Origin of the sequence: Promicromonospora sp. NPDC059942, from assembly GCF_042731755.1 — a bacterium.
Classification (GTDB): Bacteria; Actinomycetota; Actinomycetes; order Actinomycetales; family Cellulomonadaceae; genus Promicromonospora.
Genome location: NZ_JBHWLR010000008.1, coordinates 275,625 through 295,443, shown reverse-complemented (window position 1 = coordinate 295,443; position 19,819 = coordinate 275,625). Strand labels below are relative to the sequence as shown.

Genomic DNA, 19,819 nt, shown 5'->3' with positions numbered 1-19,819 from the left:
GGGCCGGCGCCCAGATCACCTGTGCCTCCGCACAGCAGGGAGGGGACACGGGCCTCGTGGGAGGCCCGCACGACCATCAGTCCCCGGTCGCCGACTCTGTGTCGTCGACCGCGTCGTTCGCCGCGTCCGAGAACGTGCCGAAGAGCAGCTGCCAGATCTCGTCCAGCGTGGTCGTCGCGAGGTCGATGCCGGGCAGGTCGGAGAGTCCGAGGCTGGCCAGCAGGTCGTCCAGGGCGGTGCCGAGACCCGGCGTCTCCTCCTCCGGTTCCTCCGGCACCTCCGGCGGTTCGGCCGGCGGCTCCTCCTCGGTCGGTGGCTCCTCGGGCTCCGTGGGCTCCTTGGGCGGATCCGGCTCGTCGGAGCCGCCGTCCGGGCTCGACCCTGAGCCGGGGTCCGACCCGGGGTCCACGGGCGGGTTCGGGGCGTCGGCGGGGGTGCCGCCGGAGTCCGGCTCGGGCACCGACTCGGCCAGCACCGGCCCGTCGGCGGGCGCGGCGGCGCCGTCCTCCTTGGGCGTCGTCGCGGGGCGCGGCTGCGGGTCCGTCGGCGGGATCGACGGGGGCTTCTCGTCCGTCGACGGCTTCTCCGCGGTGTCGGACGAGTCCGTGCCGCCGCCGCCGTCCCCGCCGGCGCCGCTCCCGGCGCCGCCCGCTCCGCCGCCCTCGCCGGCAGCCCCGGCGTCGTCGGTGGCCTGGACGGGCGGGTCGGCGAGCTGGTTCGCGATCAGGGCAGCGGCGCTGCCGCCGATGGCGAGCGCGGCGAGCACGCTCGCCGCGACCGCGGCCTCCTTCTTGCCGAACCGGGGCTTGGCCGCACCGGCCGCACCCGCCGCGCCCGCGGCGGCGGTGCCGGTGAGCAGTCCGCCGGCGATGAGGTGTTGTCCGAGGTCGCGGAGCATCCAGGAGACCTCGCGGACGTCGATGAACGCGCGGGTGCATTCGCCGCAGCCGTCCATGTGGACTTCCAGGCGGCGTTGCCGGCGCGGCAGGAGGCGGCCCTTGAGGTAGTCGTGCATCGCGGCGCGGGTGGTGCGGCACTCGGGTTCGTTGACGGTCTGGGCGTGCGCGGCGGCGAACGCGCCGGCGAGGCGTTCCTCGGCGCGGCGCAGCCGCATGGTCACGGCGTGGGGGCGGACGCCGAGGCCGGTGGCGATGTCGGTGACGGCCATGTCGTGCACGTGGCGGTCCAGGAGGATCTTGCGGTCCTCGTCGGCGAGGTCGGACAGGGCGGTGCGGAGCATGGAGACGTCGGCCTCGCGCTCGGCGTCCAGCTCCGCCCCCGCGACGGGTGGGGTGAGGCCGTCGAGGGTGTCGTCCTCGACCGGGCGGGCACGGCCTGCCTCGCGGGTCATGGAGATGGCTTCGTTGACCGCTGCGCGTCGCCAGTAGGGGGCTGGGTCGTCGATGGTGCCGCCGGTGGAGACGATCCGGACCATCTTTTCGAGGGCGCGGCTGGTGGCCTCCTCGGCGTCGATGCCGGGTACGCGTGCTGCGACGGAGCGTACGACGTTGGGCCGGTGCACCACCCAGTCGTCAATCCGCAGGTCACCTGTGGTCGTCACGCGAACCTGTTCCCCTCTGCGCATAGTGTCCGGTTTCGACTCGCTCGGCAATGATCGCACCACAGATGCACGTTTGTGCAACTTTCCGGCGTGATCGGACGCCGTGGCGGCGCCGCTGGGGGCCGCGGCCGGCACGGCCTCCGAAGGGGTCCCGAGCGCGGGCTCGGGCGCGGGTCTGGTCGTCTCCATCAGGCACTCACCTCCGGGTGGTCGAGAACGCGGTCGATACTGCGTCGAGGCCCTGCGGTCCGGACGTCGCGTGGATGATCGCGAGCGCGACCTCGCAGGTGGCGGCGATCAGGTCGCTCGCCCCCCACGCGTCGGCCAGGCGGTAGAGGTTGACGGCATCGCCCTCCGCGTACGCGCGCAGGTACTGGGCGCCCAGACGAACGAGTTCGGGGTGCTCGGTGTGTTCCATGCAGCCCAGACGCGCGAGCCGCCCGGATGTCACAGCACTTCTGGAAATTTCTTCGGATTGTTCTGTGACGTCCGGTTCGGGCCGATGTCGGCGTCCGATATGGGTGCCCAGGGCATCGTTCAGCGCGCGCGATCCAATTTCATCCGGTAGGCCTGTGATCCAGGCCACATGTGAATGCATCCAAAAGTGCTGTGACATCCGGGACGTGCCCGCGTCTTAGCTGCGACGCGGACGAAGTTCGGACCTCGCTGGGGGCGGGCCGAGCTCCGGCGCGTCGGGTGGGAGACCGTGGTTCGGAGTGCGCTGGGGGCACGCCGAGCCACGATCTCCCGCTCTCCGGCGTGAGCGCCGGCTCGGACCTCGCTGGCGGCGGACCGATCCGGCGCTCGTGTCCCCGCGCGGCCCCGCCGTCGGTAGGCACGCGAACTTCCTTTACCCGGCTCGGCAGGCCCGCGTACCGTTGAGGCATGCGCTCGGCACACTCGCTGCTTATGTAGCCGCACCGGATTCGCCCTCGATCGGGCACGACCGGTGCGGCCGCCCCTCCTTGCGAGGGGCTTTTTCGTGCCCGGACCCGATCGACGCACCGGAGAGCGAGAACCATGAGCGAGCAGCGCACCACCCCTGAACCCGCCGGCGGCGGTCCGGCCGCGGCCCACCCGTTCGCGGCGTCCGACGACGGCGCGCGGCCGCGCCGCTACCTGCTGACGATGTTCCCGTACCCCTCGGGGGACCTGCACATGGGTCACGCCGAGGTGTTCGCGATCACCGACGTCGTGGCGCGGTACTGGCGCGCCAAGGGCTTCGACGTGCTGAACCCGGTGGGCTGGGACTCGTTCGGCCTGCCGGCCGAGAACGCGGCGATCCGCCGTGGCGAGCACCCGGCCGTGTTCACGGAGGCCAACATCGCGACCCAGGCGGCGTCGATCGAGCGCTACGGCGTCTCGTTCGACTGGTCGCGCCGGCTGCACACCCACGAGCCGGAGTACTACCGCTGGACGCAGTGGCTGTTCGCCCGCCTGCACGAGCGGGGCCTGGCCTACCGGGCCGAGGCGGAGGTGAACTGGTGCCCGCACGACCGCACGGTCCTGGCCAACGAGCAGGTGGTCGACGGCGCGTGCGAGCGCTGCGGCACCGCCGTCGTCGCGCGCAGCCTGACGCAGTGGTTCTTCCGGACCACCGCGTACGCGGACCGGCTGCTGGACGACATGGCGCTGCTGGAGCCGGGCTGGCCCGCGCACGTGCTGACGATGCAGCGCAACTGGATCGGCCGCTCCGCGGGGCCGGACGGCGAGCCCACCTATCGCCTGCACGACTGGCTGGTCTCGCGGCAGCGCTACTGGGGCGCGCCGATCCCGGTGGTGCACTGCCCGGCCTGCGGGGAGGTGCTGGTGCCCGACGACGAGCTGCCGATCGAGCTGCCGCACCTGGAGGGGGACCGCCTGGCCCCGGGCGACGTCTCACCCCTGGCCGCCGCCCGCGACTGGGTGGAGACCACGTGCCCGCGCTGCGGCGGCCCGGCGGAGCGGGACACGGACACGATGGACACGTTCGTGGACTCGTCCTGGTACTTCCTGCGCTACCTGTCGCCCGGGTACGACGGCGGGCCGTTCCGGCCGGAGGACGCCGCCCGGTGGATGCCCGCCGCGCTGTACGTGGGCGGCGTCGAGCACGCGACGATGCACCTGCTGTACGCGCGGTTCGTCACCAAGGTGCTGTACGACATGGGCCTGGTGCCGTCGCCCGAGCCGTACGCGCGGCTGATGAACCAGGGGCAGGTGGTCAACCACGGCCGCGCGATGAGCAAGTCGCTGGGCAACGGCGTGGACCTGGCCGCGGAGCTGGACCGGCACGGGGTCGACGCCGTGCGGCTGGCGATGCTGTTCGCCGGCCCGCCGGAGGACGACGTCGACTGGGCGGACGTCTCGCCGGAGGCGATGCGCAAGTTCCTGGCCCGCGTGCTGCGCCTGGTCCCGGCGGGGTCCGACCCGGGCGGGCCGGGTCCGGGCGGGCGCGCGTCCGACGACCTGCGCCGCACGGTGCACCGGACCGTGCACGACGTCGACGGCCTGGTCGAGGCGGGGCGGTTCAACGTCGCGATCGCGCGCCTGATGGAGCTGGTGGGCGAGGTACGGCGCGCGGCGCCGTCGGACGGTGGCGGGCAAGTTGGCGGGCACGGTGGCGGGGACGACGGCCGGACGCGCGACGGCGCGGAGGCCTACCGCGAGGCGGTCTCCGCCGTCGCGGTGCTGCTGAGCCTGTTCGCGCCGTTCACCGCCCAGGAGCTGTGGGAGCGGCTGGGCCACGCGACGCCGGTCGCGGCGCAGCCGTGGCCGGAGGTGGACCCGGCGTACCTGGTGACGTCCGAGGTCGAGGCCGTGGTCCAGGTGGACGGCAGGGTGCGGGACCGCGTCCTGGTCCCGGCGGACGTCGCCCCGGCCGAGCTGGAGCGGGCCGCCCTGGCGCGGCCGGCGGTCACGCGCGCCGTGGGCGGCCGGGCGGTGCGGCGGGTCGTGGTCCGCCCGCCGCACCTGGTCAACGTCGTGACCGGCCCGGGCATGACGCCCGACGTGACGCCCGGCGTGACGCCCAGCTAGGCGGCCGCGCCGTCGTCCTCGTCGAGCTTCGCGCGCAGGGCGCGGAGCTCGACGAGGATCTCGCGGTTCTGCTCGGCCAGGGCGTCGAGACGCTCGTCCTTCTGCTCGTCGTCCTCGCGCTCCTCCTCCGCGATCTCCTCCATGCCGTTGACGATCACGGCGATGAACAGGTTCAGCACCGCGAAGCTGACCACCAGGATGTACAGCACGAAGAAGATCCACGCGGCGGGATGGGTCTCCATCACCGTGCGCGCGATGTCGGGCCAGGCCTCGCCCGTCATGGCCTGGAAGAGCGTGAACAGCGACGTCCACAGGCTGCCGAAGTACTCCGGGGACGACGTGCCGAACAGGCCGGTCGCGATGACCGCCGACACGTACATGACCAGCACCAGCAGGGCGCCCACGGCACCCATCCCGGGCACGGCCCGCAGCAGCCCGTCCACGACGCGGCGCAGCGCGGGCACCGCCGAGATGACCCGCAGCACGCGCAGCACCCGCAGGGCACGCAGGGCGGACAGCGACTCGGTGGCCGGGAGCACGGCGACGCCCACCACGAGCAGGTCGAACACGTTCCACGGGTCGCGGAAGAAGCGCCAGCCGTACGCGACCAGCCGCAGGAGCAGCTCCAGGACGAAGAAGCCGAGCATGACGTGGTCGATGTTCTGCAGAACCTCGAACGCCTCGCCGTCCACCATCGTCTCCGCGCCCAGGACCAGGGCGTTCGCCAGGATCACCCCGAGCACGAGGTTGGTGACCCACCTCTGGTCGAGGAAGGCACGCAGCCGCTCTCGTCCGGTACGCGGCGCGGCCTGTACGCCGATCTCCTGGTTCATCCGGGTGTTCCTCCACTTTCCCGTGCCCGGAGCCCACGCTCCGGCCTTGCCTCAGGGCCCCTTGCCCGGGCGAACCTTAGCGCGGCGGTGTGTCCCGACTTGTCGGAGCGCAATGTACCGATATGGGGGTGAATCGGCGGGTCCGGTGGCAAGTGAACCAAATCAGTGCTGGAGTAGAGCACAAGCAAGCAACACGACTGGAGGAAAATGCCATGGGCTTCTGGGCCTTTCTCATCCTCGGACTGATCGCCGGTGTCATCGCACGCATCGTCATCCCGGGCAAGCAGCCGGGCGGTTTCTGGGTCACCTTGCTTCTCGGCGTGCTCGGGGCCATGCTCGGCGGCTGGCTGGGCGGACTCATCTTCAACATCGGATTCGACAAGTTCTGGTCCTGGTCGACCTGGCTCTTCGCGGTGATCGGCGCGGTCATCGTCATCCTGATCGCGCAGGCGATCTTCGGTCGGCGCAAGACCGCCTGACCGCTGTGGCCCGCGGCCGCACCACCCTCGTCGTCGTCCTGACGTCGCTGGTCGGGGCGGCCGCGGTCGCATGTTCGGGCGCGCCCGCGCCGTCGTCGACCCTGGGGCCCGTGCCCGACGACATCGCCGACCACCTCAGCGTCCAGGTGGACCAGGGGCGCACGCAGTACGCCGCCCGCGAGATCGTCCTCGCGGTCACCAACGACTCGGACGAGACGATGACGCTGGTGTCGGGTGCCCTGGACGCGGACGGTTTCGGCCCGTCCCAGCCCACCAAGGAGAACCGCACCCCGGCGCTGCGGCCCGGCACCACGCGGGACGTCTACGTCCAGCTCGGCGAGGCGGAGTGCGCGGGCTTCCCGGCGGGACCGGAGGAGCCGGTGCCGGACGCCGCGCCGTCGGCCACGATCACGCTGGCCCTGGGCGAGTTCGACGACCTGGGTCCGGCCTCCGACGTCGTCGTCGCGGAGGTGGGCGATCCCGGCGGGCACCTCGCGCGGAACCACGCGGTGGACTGCGCCACGGCCGCGGTCGCCGCGGGTGCGAGCCTCGCCGTCGATCCGGACATCCCCGTCGAGACGCGCGACGGGGAGCTGACCGCCCTGGTCACGCTGCGGATCGACCCGGTGGACGGCGGGCCCGAGGTCACGATCGACCGGGTCGCCGGGACCACGATCATGAACAACCCCGACCCGGCCGGCAAGGACTCCGGCTGGACCGGCTCCGCGCTCGACGGGCAGCGTTCCGGCAGCGTCACGCTGGCAGTGGTGCCCGCCCGCTGCGACGCCCACGCCGTGGGCGAGGACAAGCGCGGCACCTTCCTGCCCGTGACGGCGAGCGTCGACGGCGTGACGCAGCACGTGATCTACGTGCCCATGCCCGACTCGGCGCGCGCCGACCTGTTCGCCTTCATCGCGGACAGCTGCGACTGGCCGGAGTAGGGATACGCGAGAGGCGCCGCCTCCGCACCGGATACCCGGTGGCGGAGGCGACGCCTCACGAGAAACTCTGTTCAGACAGTGGCTCAGCTCTGCCTTTTGTCGTCAGAGCCTGCGGCTCCGCTCCGGGTCAGACGACGCGGATGAAGGTCGGGCTGTTCTGCCACATCTCGGTGTAGCGCACCGGCATGCCGGCGGCCCAGGCCTCGATGATCATGCCGTTGCCCGCGTAGAGGGCCACGTGGCCGGGCGTCCAGACGATGTCGCCGGGCTCGGGGTACGTGACCTGGTAGCCGGAGCTGAGCAGCGCGCCCGACGAGTGCGGCAGGGAGATCCCGAGCTGGGCGTACGTGTACTGGATCAGGCCCGAGCAGTCCATGCCCTCCGCCGGCGAGTTGCCGCCCAGCACGTAGGTGATGCCCAGGTAGTTGAAGGCGACGTTGACGGCCTGCTGGCCGAGCGGGACGGGGTCCGGCGCGTCGACCGAGACGACGGCGGGGCCCTCGCCCTTCTCGCCGTCGGCGCCCGTGGAGGTGCCCAGGGCTTCCATCTCGATCGGCATCTTCGCGTCGGCCGGGACGGTCACGGTGGGGGCGGCGGCGACGGACTGCTTGGCCACCGCGGTGAGGGAGTTGAGGTCGACCGAGTTGAGCTTCGCGGTCTTGACGTCGGTCTTCAGGTCCATCGCCGGGGCCGCGTGGGCCGTCGTCGCGATGGTGGAGATCAGGACGCCACCGGCGGCTGCGGCGAGCGCGCCGCGGCGGGCAACTGTGCCGGCGTTCTCGGTGGCGGTACGAGCGAGGATGGTCAGCGGTGTCTGGGCCGGGCGGCTGTCACGATGCCGTCCGCGGAGGGAGTTCGTCACCTAATGTCTCCTGTACCGCCTGCGAGGTCAGCTGTCGGGTTCGGGTAGGAGTACAACCCGGCCGCACGGCTACTGGGGGGTTTCCGTCCGGCTTCACCCCGAGGACGACGATCCTGCTGTCGCCCGGGAATGGGTCCCCCGCTCCTGTCTTGAACGTCTGGTCACGAACCGGTGACAGGACTCGGCGTCCGGATCGCGACTCCACCGTGGGGGTGGAGCAGAAGTCAAAGTACACACGTTCACGGAAAAAGTCACGATCGGGTTACGCATTACGGTCTGACCCAACGAAGGCGCAGATTTGCGTCGTTCCGGGCTTCAGGGGTTATGACCGACATCACACATCCGCTAGCGTTCGGCGGCATGGGCGAATCGCACTCCCGTATCTCCGCCTGGTGGGTGTTTCCCATCAGTGCGATCGTCTGGTGGACCTGTGGGTTCCTGCCCTGGCTCGCCCAGCTGTCGTACCAGGTCACCGGCGTCGCGCAGGCTTCTGACGCCGCCGCGGCGGGCCTCCTTCCGCTGCCCTTCACGGCCGACGGCGCAGTGGTCGGCCTCGTCGTGATGGCGCTGCTCGGCGGCGTGCTCGCCGGGGCGACCGCCCGCCTGGCCCGTTCGGCCGGAGGGGGCGCCGGAGCCGCGATCGCCGGCACCCTGCTCGCGATGGCCGGGGCCGGCGGCGCCTCCTGGTGGCTCGCGGCCCGCGAGACCGTCCCGGGTGACGCCATGCCGCTCGGCATGCTCCTGGTCACCTGCGCGGCCGGGATCGTCGGCCTCGGGGCCGGACTCCTGGCGGGCCTCGGGCCGGCGGCGCTGCGCGGCGTCGCCCTCGCCCTGCCGGTCGTGCTCCTCGACGGCTGGTTCTGGGGCTTCGTGCCCGGCAACGAGGTGTCCCCGACCGGCACGTGGTGGGTGTTCGCCGTGGCGCTCGGCATCGCGTTCGGGCTCACCGTGGACAGCAGGCCGATCGAGCTGCTCGGCTGGCTGCCCGCCGCCGGCGCCGTCTGGGTGCTCCAGGCGGCCGGGCCCGCCCTGCTCGCGGTGCAGGAGAACATCTGGCCGGGTTCCGCGCTCACCGAGGACCCGCTGTCCGCCGTGGCCATCGCCGCGGGCAAGATCGCCTCCGCGGCGGTCGTGGCCGACGGGCACCAGCTCGGTGCCTGGGTGGTCGCCCTGCTGCTCGGAGCGGCCATCGCCGCGCTCCGGCTGTCCCGGGAGGCCGGCGACGAGAGCGAGCTCTCCGAGGCGTGGGCCTGACACGTCGCGCCCCTACTGATTGCGATTGTGTAAATTTCACCCCCCACCGGGTGCGAGGCCTGTTCGGCGCCGAGCCCGTCGCCCTAGGTTTGCCCCAGTTCAGGGGTAATCAACCCCTGTGCGAACAATGGGGGCATATATGAACAGGAAGTCATTCGTCGGCGCCGCCACCTCCGCGGCGCTCGTCGTGGCGGCGCTGGTCGCCGTGGCACCGGGTGCGCAGGCCGCGACCAGCGATCCCCTCCGGGACAGGCAGTGGGGCCTGGACCAGATCAACGCCGAGGCGGCCTGGGCGGCCAGCACCGGCGACGGCGTGGTGGTGGCCGTGGTCGACACAGGAGTCGACTTCGACCAGCCCGACCTGGCGGGGCAGCTCCTGCCGGGTGCCACCTTCACGGGCTGCGCGGGCGTCCGCCCGTGCGGCGAAGGGGACTTCAGGGGTCCGGACGGCACCAACGACGGCGACGAGCACGGGACGCACGTGGCAGGCATCGTCGCCGCCGCGACGGACAACGGCATCGGCGTCGCGGGCGTGGCGCCGGACGCGAAGATCCTCCCGGTCAAGGTGCTCGAGGCCGGGTCGGGCTCGTCGCAGGACATCGCGGACGGCATCCGCTGGGCGGCCGACCACGGTGCCGACGTCATCAACCTCTCCCTGGGCTCCGGCCTGGGCGGGCAGCTGCTGACGATCATCGGCGTCGACACCCTGATGCGGGACGCCATCGCCTACGCGCGCGAGCGCGGTGTGCTCACGGTGGCGGCGGCCGGCAACTCGTCGACGCCGCTCTGCAGCGACCCGGCGTTCACCAGCGTCGCGATCTGCGTCGGGGCCACCGACTCGGCCGGGCTCCACTCCTACTACTCGGAGCTGCCGGTCAAGCTGGACCTGAAGAGCGTCTCGGCGCCCGGCGGGTCGGGCGGGCTGACCGGCTGCGACGGTGACGTCTGGTCGACGGTTCCCGTGGGCACGGGTTCCGACACCTGCGCGGGCGGCAGCTACGACTCCTACGCGGGCACGTCGATGGCGACGCCGCACGTGGCCGGGGTCGCGGCGCTCCTGTTCGCGCAGGGGCGCCCGGTCGACGAGGTGGAGAGCGCCATCCTCCGCACGGCCCACGACCCGCTGCTGGGTCTCACCGGGCTGTGGACGCCGCTGTACGGGTACGGCGTCGTCGACGCGGCCGCGGCGGTCGCGTACTGACGCCGGGGGAGCCTGGCGCGCAGGAACACCGCGGCCCACGCCGCGGTGCTCCTGCGCTCTGGTTGTCGGTGCGTTCTCGGTGTGGCTCAGTACGGGCGGATGTAGACCGCGTAGTCCTGCCACTGCTCGGTGTAGCGCACCGGACTGCCGTAGTTGGCGGCCTCGACCACCATGCCGTCGCCGGCGTAGAGGGACACGTGCCCCTGGGTCCACACGATGTCGCCCGGGATCGGCGACGACACCTGGTACCCGGTGGCCACCATCGACGACGACGAGTGCGGCAGCTCGACGCCGAGCTGCGCGTACACGTACTTGACCAGGCCCGAGCAGTCGAACCCGGTGGCGGGCGAGCTGCCGCCGTACGCGTAGGCGATGCCGATGTACTGCATCGCGATCGAGACGGCCTGGGCTCCGATGGAACCGTCGGACGCGTAGTCCGGGGTGGCCGGCTCGGCTTCTTCGGCGGCCGCGGCCGTCGCGGTCACCTGCTCTGTGGTGGTCTCCACGACCGGCTCCGGCTCGGGCTCGGGAGCGGGGGTGACCTTGACGGCCTTGCTCTCGATGGTGAGCCGTGCGTCGTTCGCGACCTGCACCGCCGGTGCCGTCGCGACTTCCTTGGCCAGTCGGTTCGAACCGTCTCCCGCGATCGCGTGTGCGCTTGGTGCGAACGCCGTGGCGAGAAGTCCGGATGATGCCGCGATCACTGCACCGGAACGAGCTGCGGTGCGCGTGACGGACATGAAGTGAGTGCTAGGAGCATGATCGGCGCGGTGTCGACCGCGTCGGACGGTGGTACTCACCGAAGTTCTCCAAGTCGCCGGTTGCGCGGTCCCGTACCGGTCTGGGGAATGGGGCCCGCGGCTGCGCCTCCGGTGGGCGCAACGAATCTGACGCTACATACGGGTACCCACCTTGTCTCGATCAGATAACACTTGTCGTGAAGTATCGGCCTGTCCGAAACGCGCGTAACTTTTCGACCAGATGCCTTTTCCCAGCGTAAGGAGCATTTTCAACACCGAAATGCGGTCCTGACGGCTATGAAAGAACAGTGGACGAAATGATGCGACACGCGCCTCTCCGGCGGTGTGTCAGCCCTTGTCCCCCACCCGGAGCTCCGCCTCGGCCTTGAGATCGGCCAGCTCCGTGTCCGCCAGCTCACGCGACCTGGACCCCACCACCTGGTTGGTCAGCCCGGCGAGCATTCCGCTCTGCGCGACAACCATGGTCACCTCGCACGCGGCACCGCCGTCCCGGCCGTCGACGCCGTCCGGCCCGGCGCCGCGCAGCGGCGTGACCCGGTGCGCGATCCCGGTCCGGACGCCGGGGGTGGAGCTGCTCGACCAGGAGAAGCCCTGCCCGTCGGTGAGGCCGTCCACCTCCCAGGTCGCGGCCGGCAGGCCCGGCTGGTCGATCTCGACCCGGGAGCCCACGACGAGCGCCGTCCCGGGACCGAGCAGCGTCACGCGGCTCATGGCGGTGGTCCACGCGGGCATGTGCTCGACGTCGGACAGGATCTGCCAGACGACGTCGGCAGGCGCATCGATCCTGGTGCTGGTGCGGTAGGCGTGAGCCACGGGCCCCAGGCTACGCCGGGCTCAAGGGCATCCGGCGCAGCCCGGGGCCCGTGGCGGACCTTCGGGTGCGGGCGGGTCAGGGTCCGGTGGAGAGCACCACCGTGACCAGGGCACCCCAGCTGACGAGTGCGCCCTGCACGGGATCGGACGAGACGACGGTCCCCTCGGGCACCGTGTCGGACGCGGCCTCCTCGATCACGCAGGTCAGGTGCTTCTGCTGGCACGCGACCTCGACGTCCTCACGCGTCATGGCAGCGAGGTCGGGCACCTCGATGACGCTGTCGGCGACCTCGTCGGGCAGGTCCGTGAACTCGGTCTCGAGGTAGGTCGTCAGCGAGTGCATCTTGCCGATCGACTCCTCCTGCTCGAGCGGACGGTTCTGCTCCTCGTCGTAGACGATCGTCGTGGTCCGGTCCCACAGCACGAATGTCGCGGACGTGCCCGGGCGGTCCTCGGAGTCCCGGACGTCGTCCTCGACCTGGACGTCGGGGTGGCTGACCAGCAGCTCCCATGCCGCGGCGCGCAGCTCCGGCGAAGCCGGTGCGTCGGTGACCAGCCGGGCCGTGTTGTTGAGCGCCGCCTCCTCGGCCCGGCCCGTCACCTCCAGCTTCTCGAGGAGGACGTCCTGCAGCGCGTCCGGCTCCGTGGGCAGCGCCGCGACGTCCGCCCAGCCGAGGCTGACGGGCGGGTTCCCCTCGAGGCCGAGGAAGGTGTGCTCGTCGCGAAGCGTCGGGCCAAAGCTATGGAGCTCGAAGCTGACCCCGTCGCCGTACCAGCGCTCGATGCCCAGCGGCGTGTCGTCGCTGCCCTCCTCTCCCTCCTTGGTCGACACGACTCGGGTCACGAGGTGGAAGTACGACGCGTCCCGCCAGCCCTCGGGAGGGACGACCGGCTCCTGGGGCACGTTGTCGGTGACGTCGCCGAGCCGGTCCTTCTCGCTCGACGTCAGGGGCGGTCCGGTCGGCGACGGCGACGGCGCGACCGGCATCGTCGTCGACCCTCCAGGCACGACGACGGTGGGCTCCAGCGTGGTGGCCACCCAGGCCCCGCCCCCGAGGGCGAGCGCCAGGGCCAGGGTGATGCCGCCCGCCCGGGCGGCCCGCCGGCGTCGGGCAGCGGGGACGACGCGCGTGACGTCGACGTCGATCTTCGGCGCGACCCGCGTCACCTGGGCGCGCAGGGACTCGGCGAACTGCTCGTCGGGGTTCATGACCCGCTCCTCTCGTTGTCGGTGGGCCGATCGGTCGCGTCGGTCGCGTCGAAGCCCTGCAGGATCTCCCGCAGGCGCCCGATGCCGCGGGACGCGGTGGACTTCACGGTCCCGACCGTCACGCCCAGCGCGTCGGCGACCTCGCGCTCCGGGAGGCCCTCGAGGTGCCGGAGCACCACGATCCGGCGCTGCCGGGTGGGGAGCAGCCGGAGCGCGCGGACCAGCAGGTCCCGCTCGGCGTGCAGGTCGGCGGTGCTCCCGGCGCCGTCCGGCCGGTCGGGCACGGCGTCGGAGGCCATGAGGACCTCCCGGCGCCGGCGCCGCCAGCCGTCGATCCGCAGGTTCGCCAGCACGCGCCGGGCATAGGCGAGCGGCTCGCCCTGGCGGGCCCTCGGCCAGGCCAGGTACGTCTTCATCAGGGCCTGCTGCACCAGTTCCTCGGCCTGGTGCGGGTCGCCGCACAGCAACCAGGCGGTGCGGGCGAGGGCGGGGGCGGAGCGCGACATGAAGGAGGCGAACTCGGCCTCCTTGTCGCGCGCCACCGTGACGTCGACCACCGCGTCGCCGGGGGCGGCGTCGGCGTCGGCGGCGTGGACCGGGTCGGGGCTCGAGCGCCCCGCGACCATTGGCATGCTCATGCCTCCTTCACGGTTCGGCACGGCGAAAGGTTGAGCGGCGCGTCCGGGTGACTGTGGGTGTGCTTCCGTATCCTCGCGGCATGGCCACCCACCGGCTCACCGTGCAGCAGGCGCGTCGCATCGCGCTCCGTGCCCAGCTCCTCGACGCCCACCGGCCGGTCGACCTGGTGCACCTCGTGGAGGACCTCACGTTCCTCGCGGTGGACCCGACGTCGGCGGTGGCCCCGGCGGTGGACCTCGTCGCCTGGTCGCGGCTCGGGAACGAGTACTGGGTTGGCGCGGTCGACGACGCGATCACGGACCGCATGCTGTTCCAGCTCCGCGGCACCGTCCGGTCGATGGGCGACCTGCCGCTGTACCTGGAGCAGATGGGGCAGTGGCCGCAGAACGAGACCATGCGGCAGTGGCTCGCCGACAACGCTGACTTCGAGCGCGAGGTGCTGGCGCTGGTCGAGGCGGAGGGGCCGGTGCTCGCCAAGGACGTGCCCGACACGGCCCGCGTCCCGTTCACCTGGGGCGCCGAGGGCTGGAGCAGCCGCCGCAGCGTTGCCGAGATGCTCGAGGCGCTGAACATGCAGGGCAAGCTCGCGATGGTGGGGCGCAAGGGCCGCCAGCGGCTGTGGGACCTCGCCGACCGGGTCTATCCGCAGGTCGAGGCGGTGCCGCTGGAGGACGCGCTGCGCGAGCGGGTCGACCGTCGGCTGGCGGCGGAGGGCATCGCCCGCAAGCGGGCGCAGGGCCGGTCCGGCGACGGCGCCTGGTGGGTCGACCTGCCGGGCGAGGTGGTCGAGGTAGAGGGCGTGGACGGCGAGTGGCGGGTGGACCCGGAGCTGCTGGAGCACGCGGACGACGAGTTCGAGCCGCGGACCGCCCTGCTGTCCCCGTTCGACGCGATCGCCGCCGACCGCGCGCGGCTGCTCGACCTGTTCGGCTACGAATACACGCTGGAGATGTACAAGCCGAAGGGGAAGCGGCGCTGGGGGTACTTCGCGCTGCCGATCCTGCACGGGGAGCGGTTCGTGGGAAAGCTCGACGCGAAGGCGGACCGCAAGGAGAGCGTGCTGAACGTCTTCGCGGTGCACGAGGACCTGCCGTTCGACGGGGCCACGATGGACGCGGTGCACGCGGAGATCGAGCGGCTCGCGGCGTGGCTCGGCCTGGGGCGCGTGGACTACGCGAGATCCGCCTAGCGGCGCCTGCGCCCGTCCGGGACGGAATCGGCAGGGGGAAAACCACCCGCCGCCGTCCCGCCCGGTGCCTGGCCTGCCACCGTCAGGACAGTCGCGCCGGCAACCGCGCCGGGCCGTTCGCCACGAAGCCGGGCACCTGCCCGTGGTCGCCGTCCGGCTCGACGAGCCGGAGGTCGGGGAACCGCTCGAACAGGGCCGGAAGCGCGACCTCGGCCTCCAGCCGCGCCAGCGGCTCGCCGGGGCAGTGGTGGGCGCCGCCGCCGAACGCGAGGTGCGTGCGGTCCGACCGCGCGGGGTCGAACACCGTGGGCTCCTGGTGCACGGCGGGGTCCCGGCCCGGGGCGCCGAACGCCGCGATGATCGGGTCGCCCTTGCGGATCTGCACGCCGCCGAGCTCCAGGTCCTCGACCGCGAAGCGCAGCGGGATGTAGACCACGGGCGGGGCGACCCGCAGGGTCTCGTCGACCACGGCCGACCAGGAGACCTCGCCCGCGCGGGCCGCGGCCAGCACCTGGGGGTGGGTCAGCAGCAGGCGGGTGGCCGAGGCCAGCAGGTTCACGGTGGTCTCGTGGCCGGCGATCAGCATCAGCCGGACGGTCGAGACGGCCTCCTCGTCCGTGAGCGCCTCGGCGACCGTGCTGGTCAGGTCCTCGCCGGGCGTCTCGCGCTTGGCCTGGACCAGCCCCGCGATGAGCTTGCCCAGCTCGATCTGCGTCGCCAGGGCCTCGGCCGCCGTCGTGCTCGTGTCCATCAGGGCGTCCGCGCACCGGCGCATGTCGCCCCGCACCTCCGCGGGCACCCCGATCAGGTCGCAGATCACCTCGATGGGGATCGGGTAGGCGAACAGCTCGCGCAGGTCCACCACCGCGCCGTCGGCGCCCGCCGCGGCGAGCCGGTCGAGCGTCGCGCCGGTGGCCGCCTCGACCGCGGGCCGCATCTCCCGGGTGCGCCGCGCGGTGAAGGCGCGCGCCACGGACTTGCGCAGCCGGCGGTGCTCGTCCCCGTAGGAGTTGAACATCGACTTGCTCGTGACCCAGGTGTACAGCGGCCACTGCGGGGTGATCGTGCCGTCGGCGAGCGCGGTCCAGTGCTGGTGGGAGTCCTTGGAGATCCGCGGGTCGACCAGCATGGGGCGGAGCAGCGCCACGTCGGTGACCGTCCACGCCTCCACCCCGCCGGGCAGCGTGACGGGTGCGACCGGGCCCGTCGCGCGCAGGCGAGCAGCCTCTTCGAGCACCGCGCCGCCGGCGGGGTCAAGTACCACGGTCTCCACGAGCACTCCTCATGATCAGGTCCAGCAACGGTGGCCTCAGTCTTTTCCGAGATGCCCGCTTTGTCCATAGAGGAAGTGGTTGAATATTTCAGTAGCATCGGATGCTACGAAATCGGACTATCATCCGCGACGTGACATCACAGATGATGGTTGACCTCGTTCCGGTCGGCGAGGACGTGCTCGAAGACCTGCTCGCCCTGGCCGTGGCCGAGGCTCAGCCCGGCGAGGTGATGCCGCCCGCGTCCGGCGAGTCCACGCACGAGGCCCGCACCACGTGGACCGAGCTGCGCAAGGGCGCGTTCCGCGACTACCACCGCCGGTGCCGGGTCAACCTGACCGCCCCGGTCCCCGAGGTGACCTGGGCGGTCAAGGCCCAGGGCCGGATCGTGGGAGCCGCCCGCCTCGCCCTGGTCGACGACGATCCCACGGCGCGCGAGGTCGGTCTCTGGCTGGGCGAGTCCTACCGCGGCCACGGCATCGCGGACGAGGTGGCCTACTGGGCGCTCGCCGCCGCGCGGACCATGGACGCCCGGCGGCTCGTGGCCCGCACCGTGGCGAGCACTCCCGCGCGCAGGACGCTGGAGCGCATCGGCTTCGAGGTGGCCGAGCACGACGACGGCCTGGTCGGGACCATCGCGCTGCCCTGAACTGGACCGCCCTGACCTGCCCTGTCCTGCTCCGACCGTCGCGCCGCAGGTCAGGGCAGCGTGAGGTCCGCCAGCTCCTCGCGCGTCCCCGCGAAGACATTGAGGTCGATGTACGGCTCCACGCCGTCGTACCCGGCCAGCCGGTCGCGGTTCGAGTACTGCCAGACGGTCCAGTCCCGGCCGTCGGACAGCCGGGGTGTCCACGCGACGGACCGGATCCAGACCGGCAGGTCGGGGTAGCGGCCCGCGACGTAGAGGTCGTAGGCATCCTCGGTCGCGTACACGATCGGCGGCACGCCGTAGTGCTCCTCGATGCCCGCGACGAGCGGGTCGAGGATCGCGCGCACCTGTGCCGGCGTCGGCGGGTCGTCGAAGTAGGGCCCGTAGAACTCGAGGTCGATGACGGGCGGGAGCGTGCCCGGGGTCGCGGGCACCTCGCTCGCGAGGTGCGCGGCCTGCTCCGCCCCCGGGCTCTCGAAGCTCATGAAGTGGTACGCCCCCACGAGCAGGTCAGTCCGCGACGCGGCCGCCCAGTTCTCCTCGAACCGCTGGTCGGTGTGGGACGCGCCCTCGGTGGCCTTGATCCACGCGAAGTCGAGGTCCTGTGCGGCGAGCACGTCCCAGTCGATCTCGCCCTGGTAGTGCGAGACGTCCACGCCCCGCACCTCGTAGGCGGCCGCCGGGACCCGGTTCGGCCAGACCGTCCCGGTCGCCACGAGCACGCCGAGGACGGCGACGACGGCCACCCCGGCCCCCGTCGTCCACAGGCCTGTGCGCAGTGCTGACCTGGGCGGACGACCTTCGGGCGGGGTGCGCATGCCCGGAGAGTAGCCGTGAGATGCGCGCGCCGCGGTGGACATCCGTGCAGGTCGTGTGCGGGCGGCTACTCGCCCGTCACGCCGCCCGCGATCTCGGCGGCGATGTCGAGGTGCCCCGCGTGCCGGGCGTACTCCTGCAGCACGTGGAAGCAGATCCAGGCGAGCGTGGGCGGGTCCGCGGTGAACCGGCCGCCGAGCGCCCCGTGCTCCGCGAGGTCGTGCGTGGCGAGCACCTCGCGCGTCGCCTCGCCCCCGGCGTGCAGAGCTGTGAGGAGCTCGTCCGGGCCCACGCCGTCGGGCACTGCCCACGGCCCGTGCGGGTCCTGGCCCGCGTGGTCGCCCCACGGCCGGTCGACCTGCTCGCCCAGGAAACCCCACCGGAACCAGCGGCGCTCCATGTGCACCAGGTGGATCAGCAGCTCGAGCGGCGACCAGCCGGACGGCAGCCGGGAGGCGCGCAGGTCGGCGTCGGACAGGCCGCGCACCTTTCTGTCCACGGCCTGCCGGTAGTAGTCCAGGTAGGCGGCGAACAGGACCGGGGTGTCGGCGGAGTCGAGGCGGGGCTCGCGGTCGGAGAGGGGCACGTGGCGAGATTACGTCGCGACGCCGGGAGACCGCCGCGAAGGAAGTTGCCGAAGTGCTGTGACATCGGCGGGGTCGCCGCGTCTGTACTGCATGACCGCGACGAAGAGCAGGACCTACGGGCTGGCCTCGAACCCCTCGGAGTGGGCCGCGCACCGCCGCGCCGTCGTCTTCTCCGTGCACCGGATGTTCCCCGGGGTGGACGCCGAGCGGGCGGCCACCGAGGGGCTGGGCGAGCTGTGCCGCCAGATCGTGATGCGCGGCGCCGTCGACCGGCCCGCCGTCGTGTGGTGCGAGGCCGCGATCTCGGCCGCCGCGCGCCTGCGGGCCGAGGACGGCGTCCCGGCGTGAACCACCGGAGGTGTGCCCACTCGGCGTCCGCGCCGCACCCCCCGCGGATGTCGGACGCACAGGCCCGCGGGACCTGTGCGCCCGACGCGAAGGTCAGCGCGTACTGCCGACCTCTGCCACGAACCGAGCGGCGCGTTCGCGCAGACCGGCGATGCGGCGGTCGGTGATCAGCTCACGCATGGCCGGGTCGTTGCCGGCCTCGGTGAACGTGGGCGTGCGCCGCACGTTGCGGGAGCAGACGAACTCGGTGCAGATCAGCGTGCCGATCGTGTTGCCGTTGCGCCCCGAGGCGCCGCCCCGCTTGGCGACGTAGAGGGACACGTCCTCGGTGACGACGACGTCCTCGCACCAGGCGCAGACGCCCTTGGTCCGCTTGCCGCCCGCCTTGGCGTCGGTGGAGCGCAGCAGCACCCCGGTCGGTTCGCCGTCGAGCTCGAGCACCACGTACGCGGACAGCGGCGCCTTGCGGTCACGCCATCCGAGGTAGTCGAGGCGCTCCCAGTCGAGGGTGTCGAGGTCGGGGAGGGTCGCCTGTGCGGCCTCCCGCTTGCTCGCGTTCTGGAAGGACGCGCGGATCTGCTTCTCGGTCAGGGGGTTCATCAGGTTTCTCGGCTTCCGGTCGTGCGGAGGCCGCCGGCCGGCTTTCCTGGTCGCGCGGGTGCACGACGTCGCCGCGGGCACCGAGACATTCGGTGCACCGGGCCGGCTGGCGGCAGGGCAGGGGACGATGCCGCGCCTGCCCTCCGAGCCGTATTGCCGGGTCAGAGAGCTGTAGCGCGGGTCCGGGCGCTGCCCGAGCAGGCCGAGACGGCCGCCCCGCATCCCGCGGTGAATGCCCGCATCTCTCGCTCCTCGTGGTCGACCGGTCCGTGTGGGACCGGTGCGTCGGCCGGGCCCTGTGCCGCACAGCCGACACTCGATGCTACGACACCGTTGCCGCGCGGCACATGTGCTTTTCCGCACGTCCCGGCGCGGCCCGTGCGGTCAACGCGTGGGCTGCAGCTCCGCGTCCGGCTCCCGCGCGGCCTCCCGCTCGGCAGGGTCCGCGAGATGGCCCGTCCGCTTCAGCCACCACTCGGCGAGCAGCGTGGTCAGCGGCGGCACCGACGAGGCCAGCGCCACGAGCGTCCGGAACCAGCCCCACCGCAGCCTGATCCCCACGACCAGCGTGACGACCACGAAGAGCACGAACGCCCCGCCGTGCAGGCGCCCGAACAGCCACACCCCGGCCTCGGTGGTCCCGGTCACGTACTTGAGGAACATCCCGACCAGCAGTCCGGCCCAGGTGAACGCCTCGATCCAGGCGACGACGGCGAACAGGCGGCCCAGGCGGGACATCGGGGGCATGCGGGATCCTTCCGGAGGAGGGTCGGGGTGTGCGCCCAGTCTG

General features: G+C 72.3%; 21 protein-coding genes and 1 riboswitch. Of the genes, 8 read left to right on the top strand and 13 right to left on the bottom strand.

Features of this window, described 5'->3' with window-relative positions:
* Positions 1 to 76 precede the first annotated feature (76 nt).
* Entirely contained in the window at positions 77 to 1,561 is a 1,485-nt protein-coding gene (locus ACFV9Q_RS15610) for an RNA polymerase sigma factor (RefSeq protein ID WP_377235150.1), read from the bottom strand.
* A gap of 196 nt (positions 1,562 to 1,757) precedes the next feature.
* Complete coding sequence (locus tag ACFV9Q_RS15605; RefSeq protein WP_377235149.1) at positions 1,758 to 2,147, bottom strand: hypothetical protein; 390 nt, start codon at positions 2,145 to 2,147, stop codon at positions 1,758 to 1,760.
* 434 nt (positions 2,148 to 2,581) lie between these two features.
* Between ACFV9Q_RS15605 and ACFV9Q_RS15600 the strand changes: the two genes are divergently transcribed.
* The gene (locus ACFV9Q_RS15600; protein WP_377235148.1) at positions 2,582 to 4,576 is read left to right on the top strand and encodes a class I tRNA ligase family protein; all 1,995 of its coding nucleotides are present in this window, start codon (positions 2,582 to 2,584) and stop codon (positions 4,574 to 4,576) included.
* Here the strand turns inward: ACFV9Q_RS15600 and ACFV9Q_RS15595 are convergent.
* Positions 4,573 to 5,409 (bottom strand): ion transporter, encoded by an 837-nt coding sequence (locus ACFV9Q_RS15595; RefSeq protein ID WP_377235147.1) that lies wholly within the window; start codon positions 5,407 to 5,409, stop codon positions 4,573 to 4,575. The genes ACFV9Q_RS15600 and ACFV9Q_RS15595 overlap by 4 nt on opposite strands.
* Before the next feature lie 212 nt (positions 5,410 to 5,621).
* Here ACFV9Q_RS15595 and ACFV9Q_RS15590 point away from each other — a divergent pair, with 212 nt between their 5' ends.
* Entirely contained in the window at positions 5,622 to 5,888 is a 267-nt protein-coding gene (locus tag ACFV9Q_RS15590) for a GlsB/YeaQ/YmgE family stress response membrane protein (RefSeq protein ID WP_377235146.1), read from the top strand.
* Positions 5,889 to 5,893: 5 nt separating this feature from the next.
* Entirely contained in the window at positions 5,894 to 6,829 is a 936-nt protein-coding gene (locus tag ACFV9Q_RS15585; protein ID WP_377235145.1) for a hypothetical protein, read from the top strand.
* Between the two features lie 127 nt (positions 6,830 to 6,956).
* On the opposite strand, the gene ACFV9Q_RS15580 is transcribed toward ACFV9Q_RS15585, so the two are convergent.
* On the bottom strand, positions 6,957 to 7,691 hold the full coding sequence (locus ACFV9Q_RS15580) for a C40 family peptidase (RefSeq protein ID WP_377232436.1): 735 nt from the start codon (positions 7,689 to 7,691) through the stop codon (positions 6,957 to 6,959).
* Between the two features lies 1 nt (position 7,692).
* A riboswitch (cyclic di-AMP (ydaO/yuaA leader) is annotated at positions 7,693 to 7,888 on the bottom strand.
* Positions 7,889 to 8,051: 163 nt separating this feature from the next.
* On the opposite strand from ACFV9Q_RS15580, the gene ACFV9Q_RS15575 reads away from it, so the two are divergent.
* Together ACFV9Q_RS15575 and ACFV9Q_RS15570 are read left to right on the top strand one after the other, a co-directional pair.
* Positions 8,052 to 8,945 carry a hypothetical protein gene (locus ACFV9Q_RS15575; RefSeq protein WP_377232435.1) on the top strand — a complete coding sequence of 298 codons (894 nt, stop codon included), beginning with the start codon at positions 8,052 to 8,054 and terminating at the stop codon, positions 8,943 to 8,945.
* A 139-nt stretch (positions 8,946 to 9,084) separates the two neighbouring features.
* The gene (locus ACFV9Q_RS15570; protein ID WP_377235144.1) at positions 9,085 to 10,146 is read left to right on the top strand and encodes a S8 family serine peptidase; all 1,062 of its coding nucleotides are present in this window, start codon (positions 9,085 to 9,087) and stop codon (positions 10,144 to 10,146) included.
* Between the two features lie 86 nt (positions 10,147 to 10,232).
* On the opposite strand, the gene ACFV9Q_RS15565 is transcribed toward ACFV9Q_RS15570, so the two are convergent.
* The 4 genes from ACFV9Q_RS15565 to ACFV9Q_RS15550 form a co-directional block, all read right to left on the bottom strand.
* A complete protein-coding gene (locus tag ACFV9Q_RS15565; RefSeq protein ID WP_377235143.1) occupies positions 10,233 to 10,886 on the bottom strand; it encodes a C40 family peptidase in 654 nt (217 codons plus the stop codon).
* A 348-nt stretch (positions 10,887 to 11,234) separates the two neighbouring features.
* Positions 11,235 to 11,720, bottom strand: a complete 486-nt coding sequence (locus ACFV9Q_RS15560; protein ID WP_377235142.1) for an SRPBCC family protein — start codon at positions 11,718 to 11,720, stop codon at positions 11,235 to 11,237.
* Between the two features lie 76 nt (positions 11,721 to 11,796).
* Positions 11,797 to 12,930 (bottom strand): PASTA domain-containing protein, encoded by a 1,134-nt coding sequence (locus ACFV9Q_RS15555; protein WP_377235141.1) that lies wholly within the window; start codon positions 12,928 to 12,930, stop codon positions 11,797 to 11,799.
* Positions 12,927 to 13,568, bottom strand: a complete 642-nt coding sequence (locus ACFV9Q_RS15550) for a SigE family RNA polymerase sigma factor (RefSeq protein WP_377235140.1) — start codon at positions 13,566 to 13,568, stop codon at positions 12,927 to 12,929. Before ACFV9Q_RS15550 ends, ACFV9Q_RS15555 begins: the two co-directional genes overlap by 4 nt.
* Before the next feature lie 80 nt (positions 13,569 to 13,648).
* On the opposite strand from ACFV9Q_RS15550, the gene ACFV9Q_RS15545 reads away from it, so the two are divergent.
* Positions 13,649 to 14,758, top strand: coding sequence for a DNA glycosylase AlkZ-like family protein (locus tag ACFV9Q_RS15545; RefSeq protein ID WP_377235139.1), 1,110 nt, complete (start codon positions 13,649 to 13,651; stop codon positions 14,756 to 14,758).
* 82 nt (positions 14,759 to 14,840) lie between these two features.
* Here the strand turns inward: ACFV9Q_RS15545 and ACFV9Q_RS15540 are convergent, their stop codons facing one another.
* Complete coding sequence (locus ACFV9Q_RS15540; protein WP_377235138.1) at positions 14,841 to 16,031, bottom strand: cytochrome P450; 1,191 nt, start codon at positions 16,029 to 16,031, stop codon at positions 14,841 to 14,843.
* A gap of 131 nt (positions 16,032 to 16,162) precedes the next feature.
* Here ACFV9Q_RS15540 and ACFV9Q_RS15535 point away from each other — a divergent pair, with 131 nt between their 5' ends.
* A complete protein-coding gene (locus ACFV9Q_RS15535) occupies positions 16,163 to 16,678 on the top strand; it encodes a GNAT family N-acetyltransferase (RefSeq protein WP_377230166.1) in 516 nt (171 codons plus the stop codon).
* A 50-nt stretch (positions 16,679 to 16,728) separates the two neighbouring features.
* Here ACFV9Q_RS15535 and ACFV9Q_RS15530 read toward each other — a convergent pair whose 3' ends face one another.
* Both ACFV9Q_RS15530 and ACFV9Q_RS15525 read right to left on the bottom strand, forming a co-directional pair.
* Positions 16,729 to 17,496, bottom strand: coding sequence for a GH25 family lysozyme (locus tag ACFV9Q_RS15530; RefSeq protein WP_377235137.1), 768 nt, complete (start codon positions 17,494 to 17,496; stop codon positions 16,729 to 16,731).
* 65 nt (positions 17,497 to 17,561) lie between these two features.
* On the bottom strand, positions 17,562 to 18,080 hold the full coding sequence (locus ACFV9Q_RS15525) for a DinB family protein (RefSeq protein ID WP_377235136.1): 519 nt from the start codon (positions 18,078 to 18,080) through the stop codon (positions 17,562 to 17,564).
* Positions 18,081 to 18,171: 91 nt separating this feature from the next.
* Here ACFV9Q_RS15525 and ACFV9Q_RS15520 point away from each other — a divergent pair, with 91 nt between their 5' ends.
* Positions 18,172 to 18,429 carry a hypothetical protein gene (locus ACFV9Q_RS15520; RefSeq protein ID WP_377230169.1) on the top strand — a complete coding sequence of 86 codons (258 nt, stop codon included), beginning with the start codon at positions 18,172 to 18,174 and terminating at the stop codon, positions 18,427 to 18,429.
* Between the two features lie 93 nt (positions 18,430 to 18,522).
* Here the strand turns inward: ACFV9Q_RS15520 and ACFV9Q_RS15515 are convergent, their stop codons facing one another.
* Positions 18,523 to 19,029, bottom strand: a complete 507-nt coding sequence (locus ACFV9Q_RS15515; protein ID WP_377235135.1) for an FBP domain-containing protein — start codon at positions 19,027 to 19,029, stop codon at positions 18,523 to 18,525.
* 384 nt (positions 19,030 to 19,413) lie between these two features.
* Positions 19,414 to 19,776 (bottom strand): DUF3817 domain-containing protein, encoded by a 363-nt coding sequence (locus ACFV9Q_RS15510; RefSeq protein WP_377235134.1) that lies wholly within the window; start codon positions 19,774 to 19,776, stop codon positions 19,414 to 19,416.
* Positions 19,777 to 19,819: the final 43 nt, after the last annotated feature.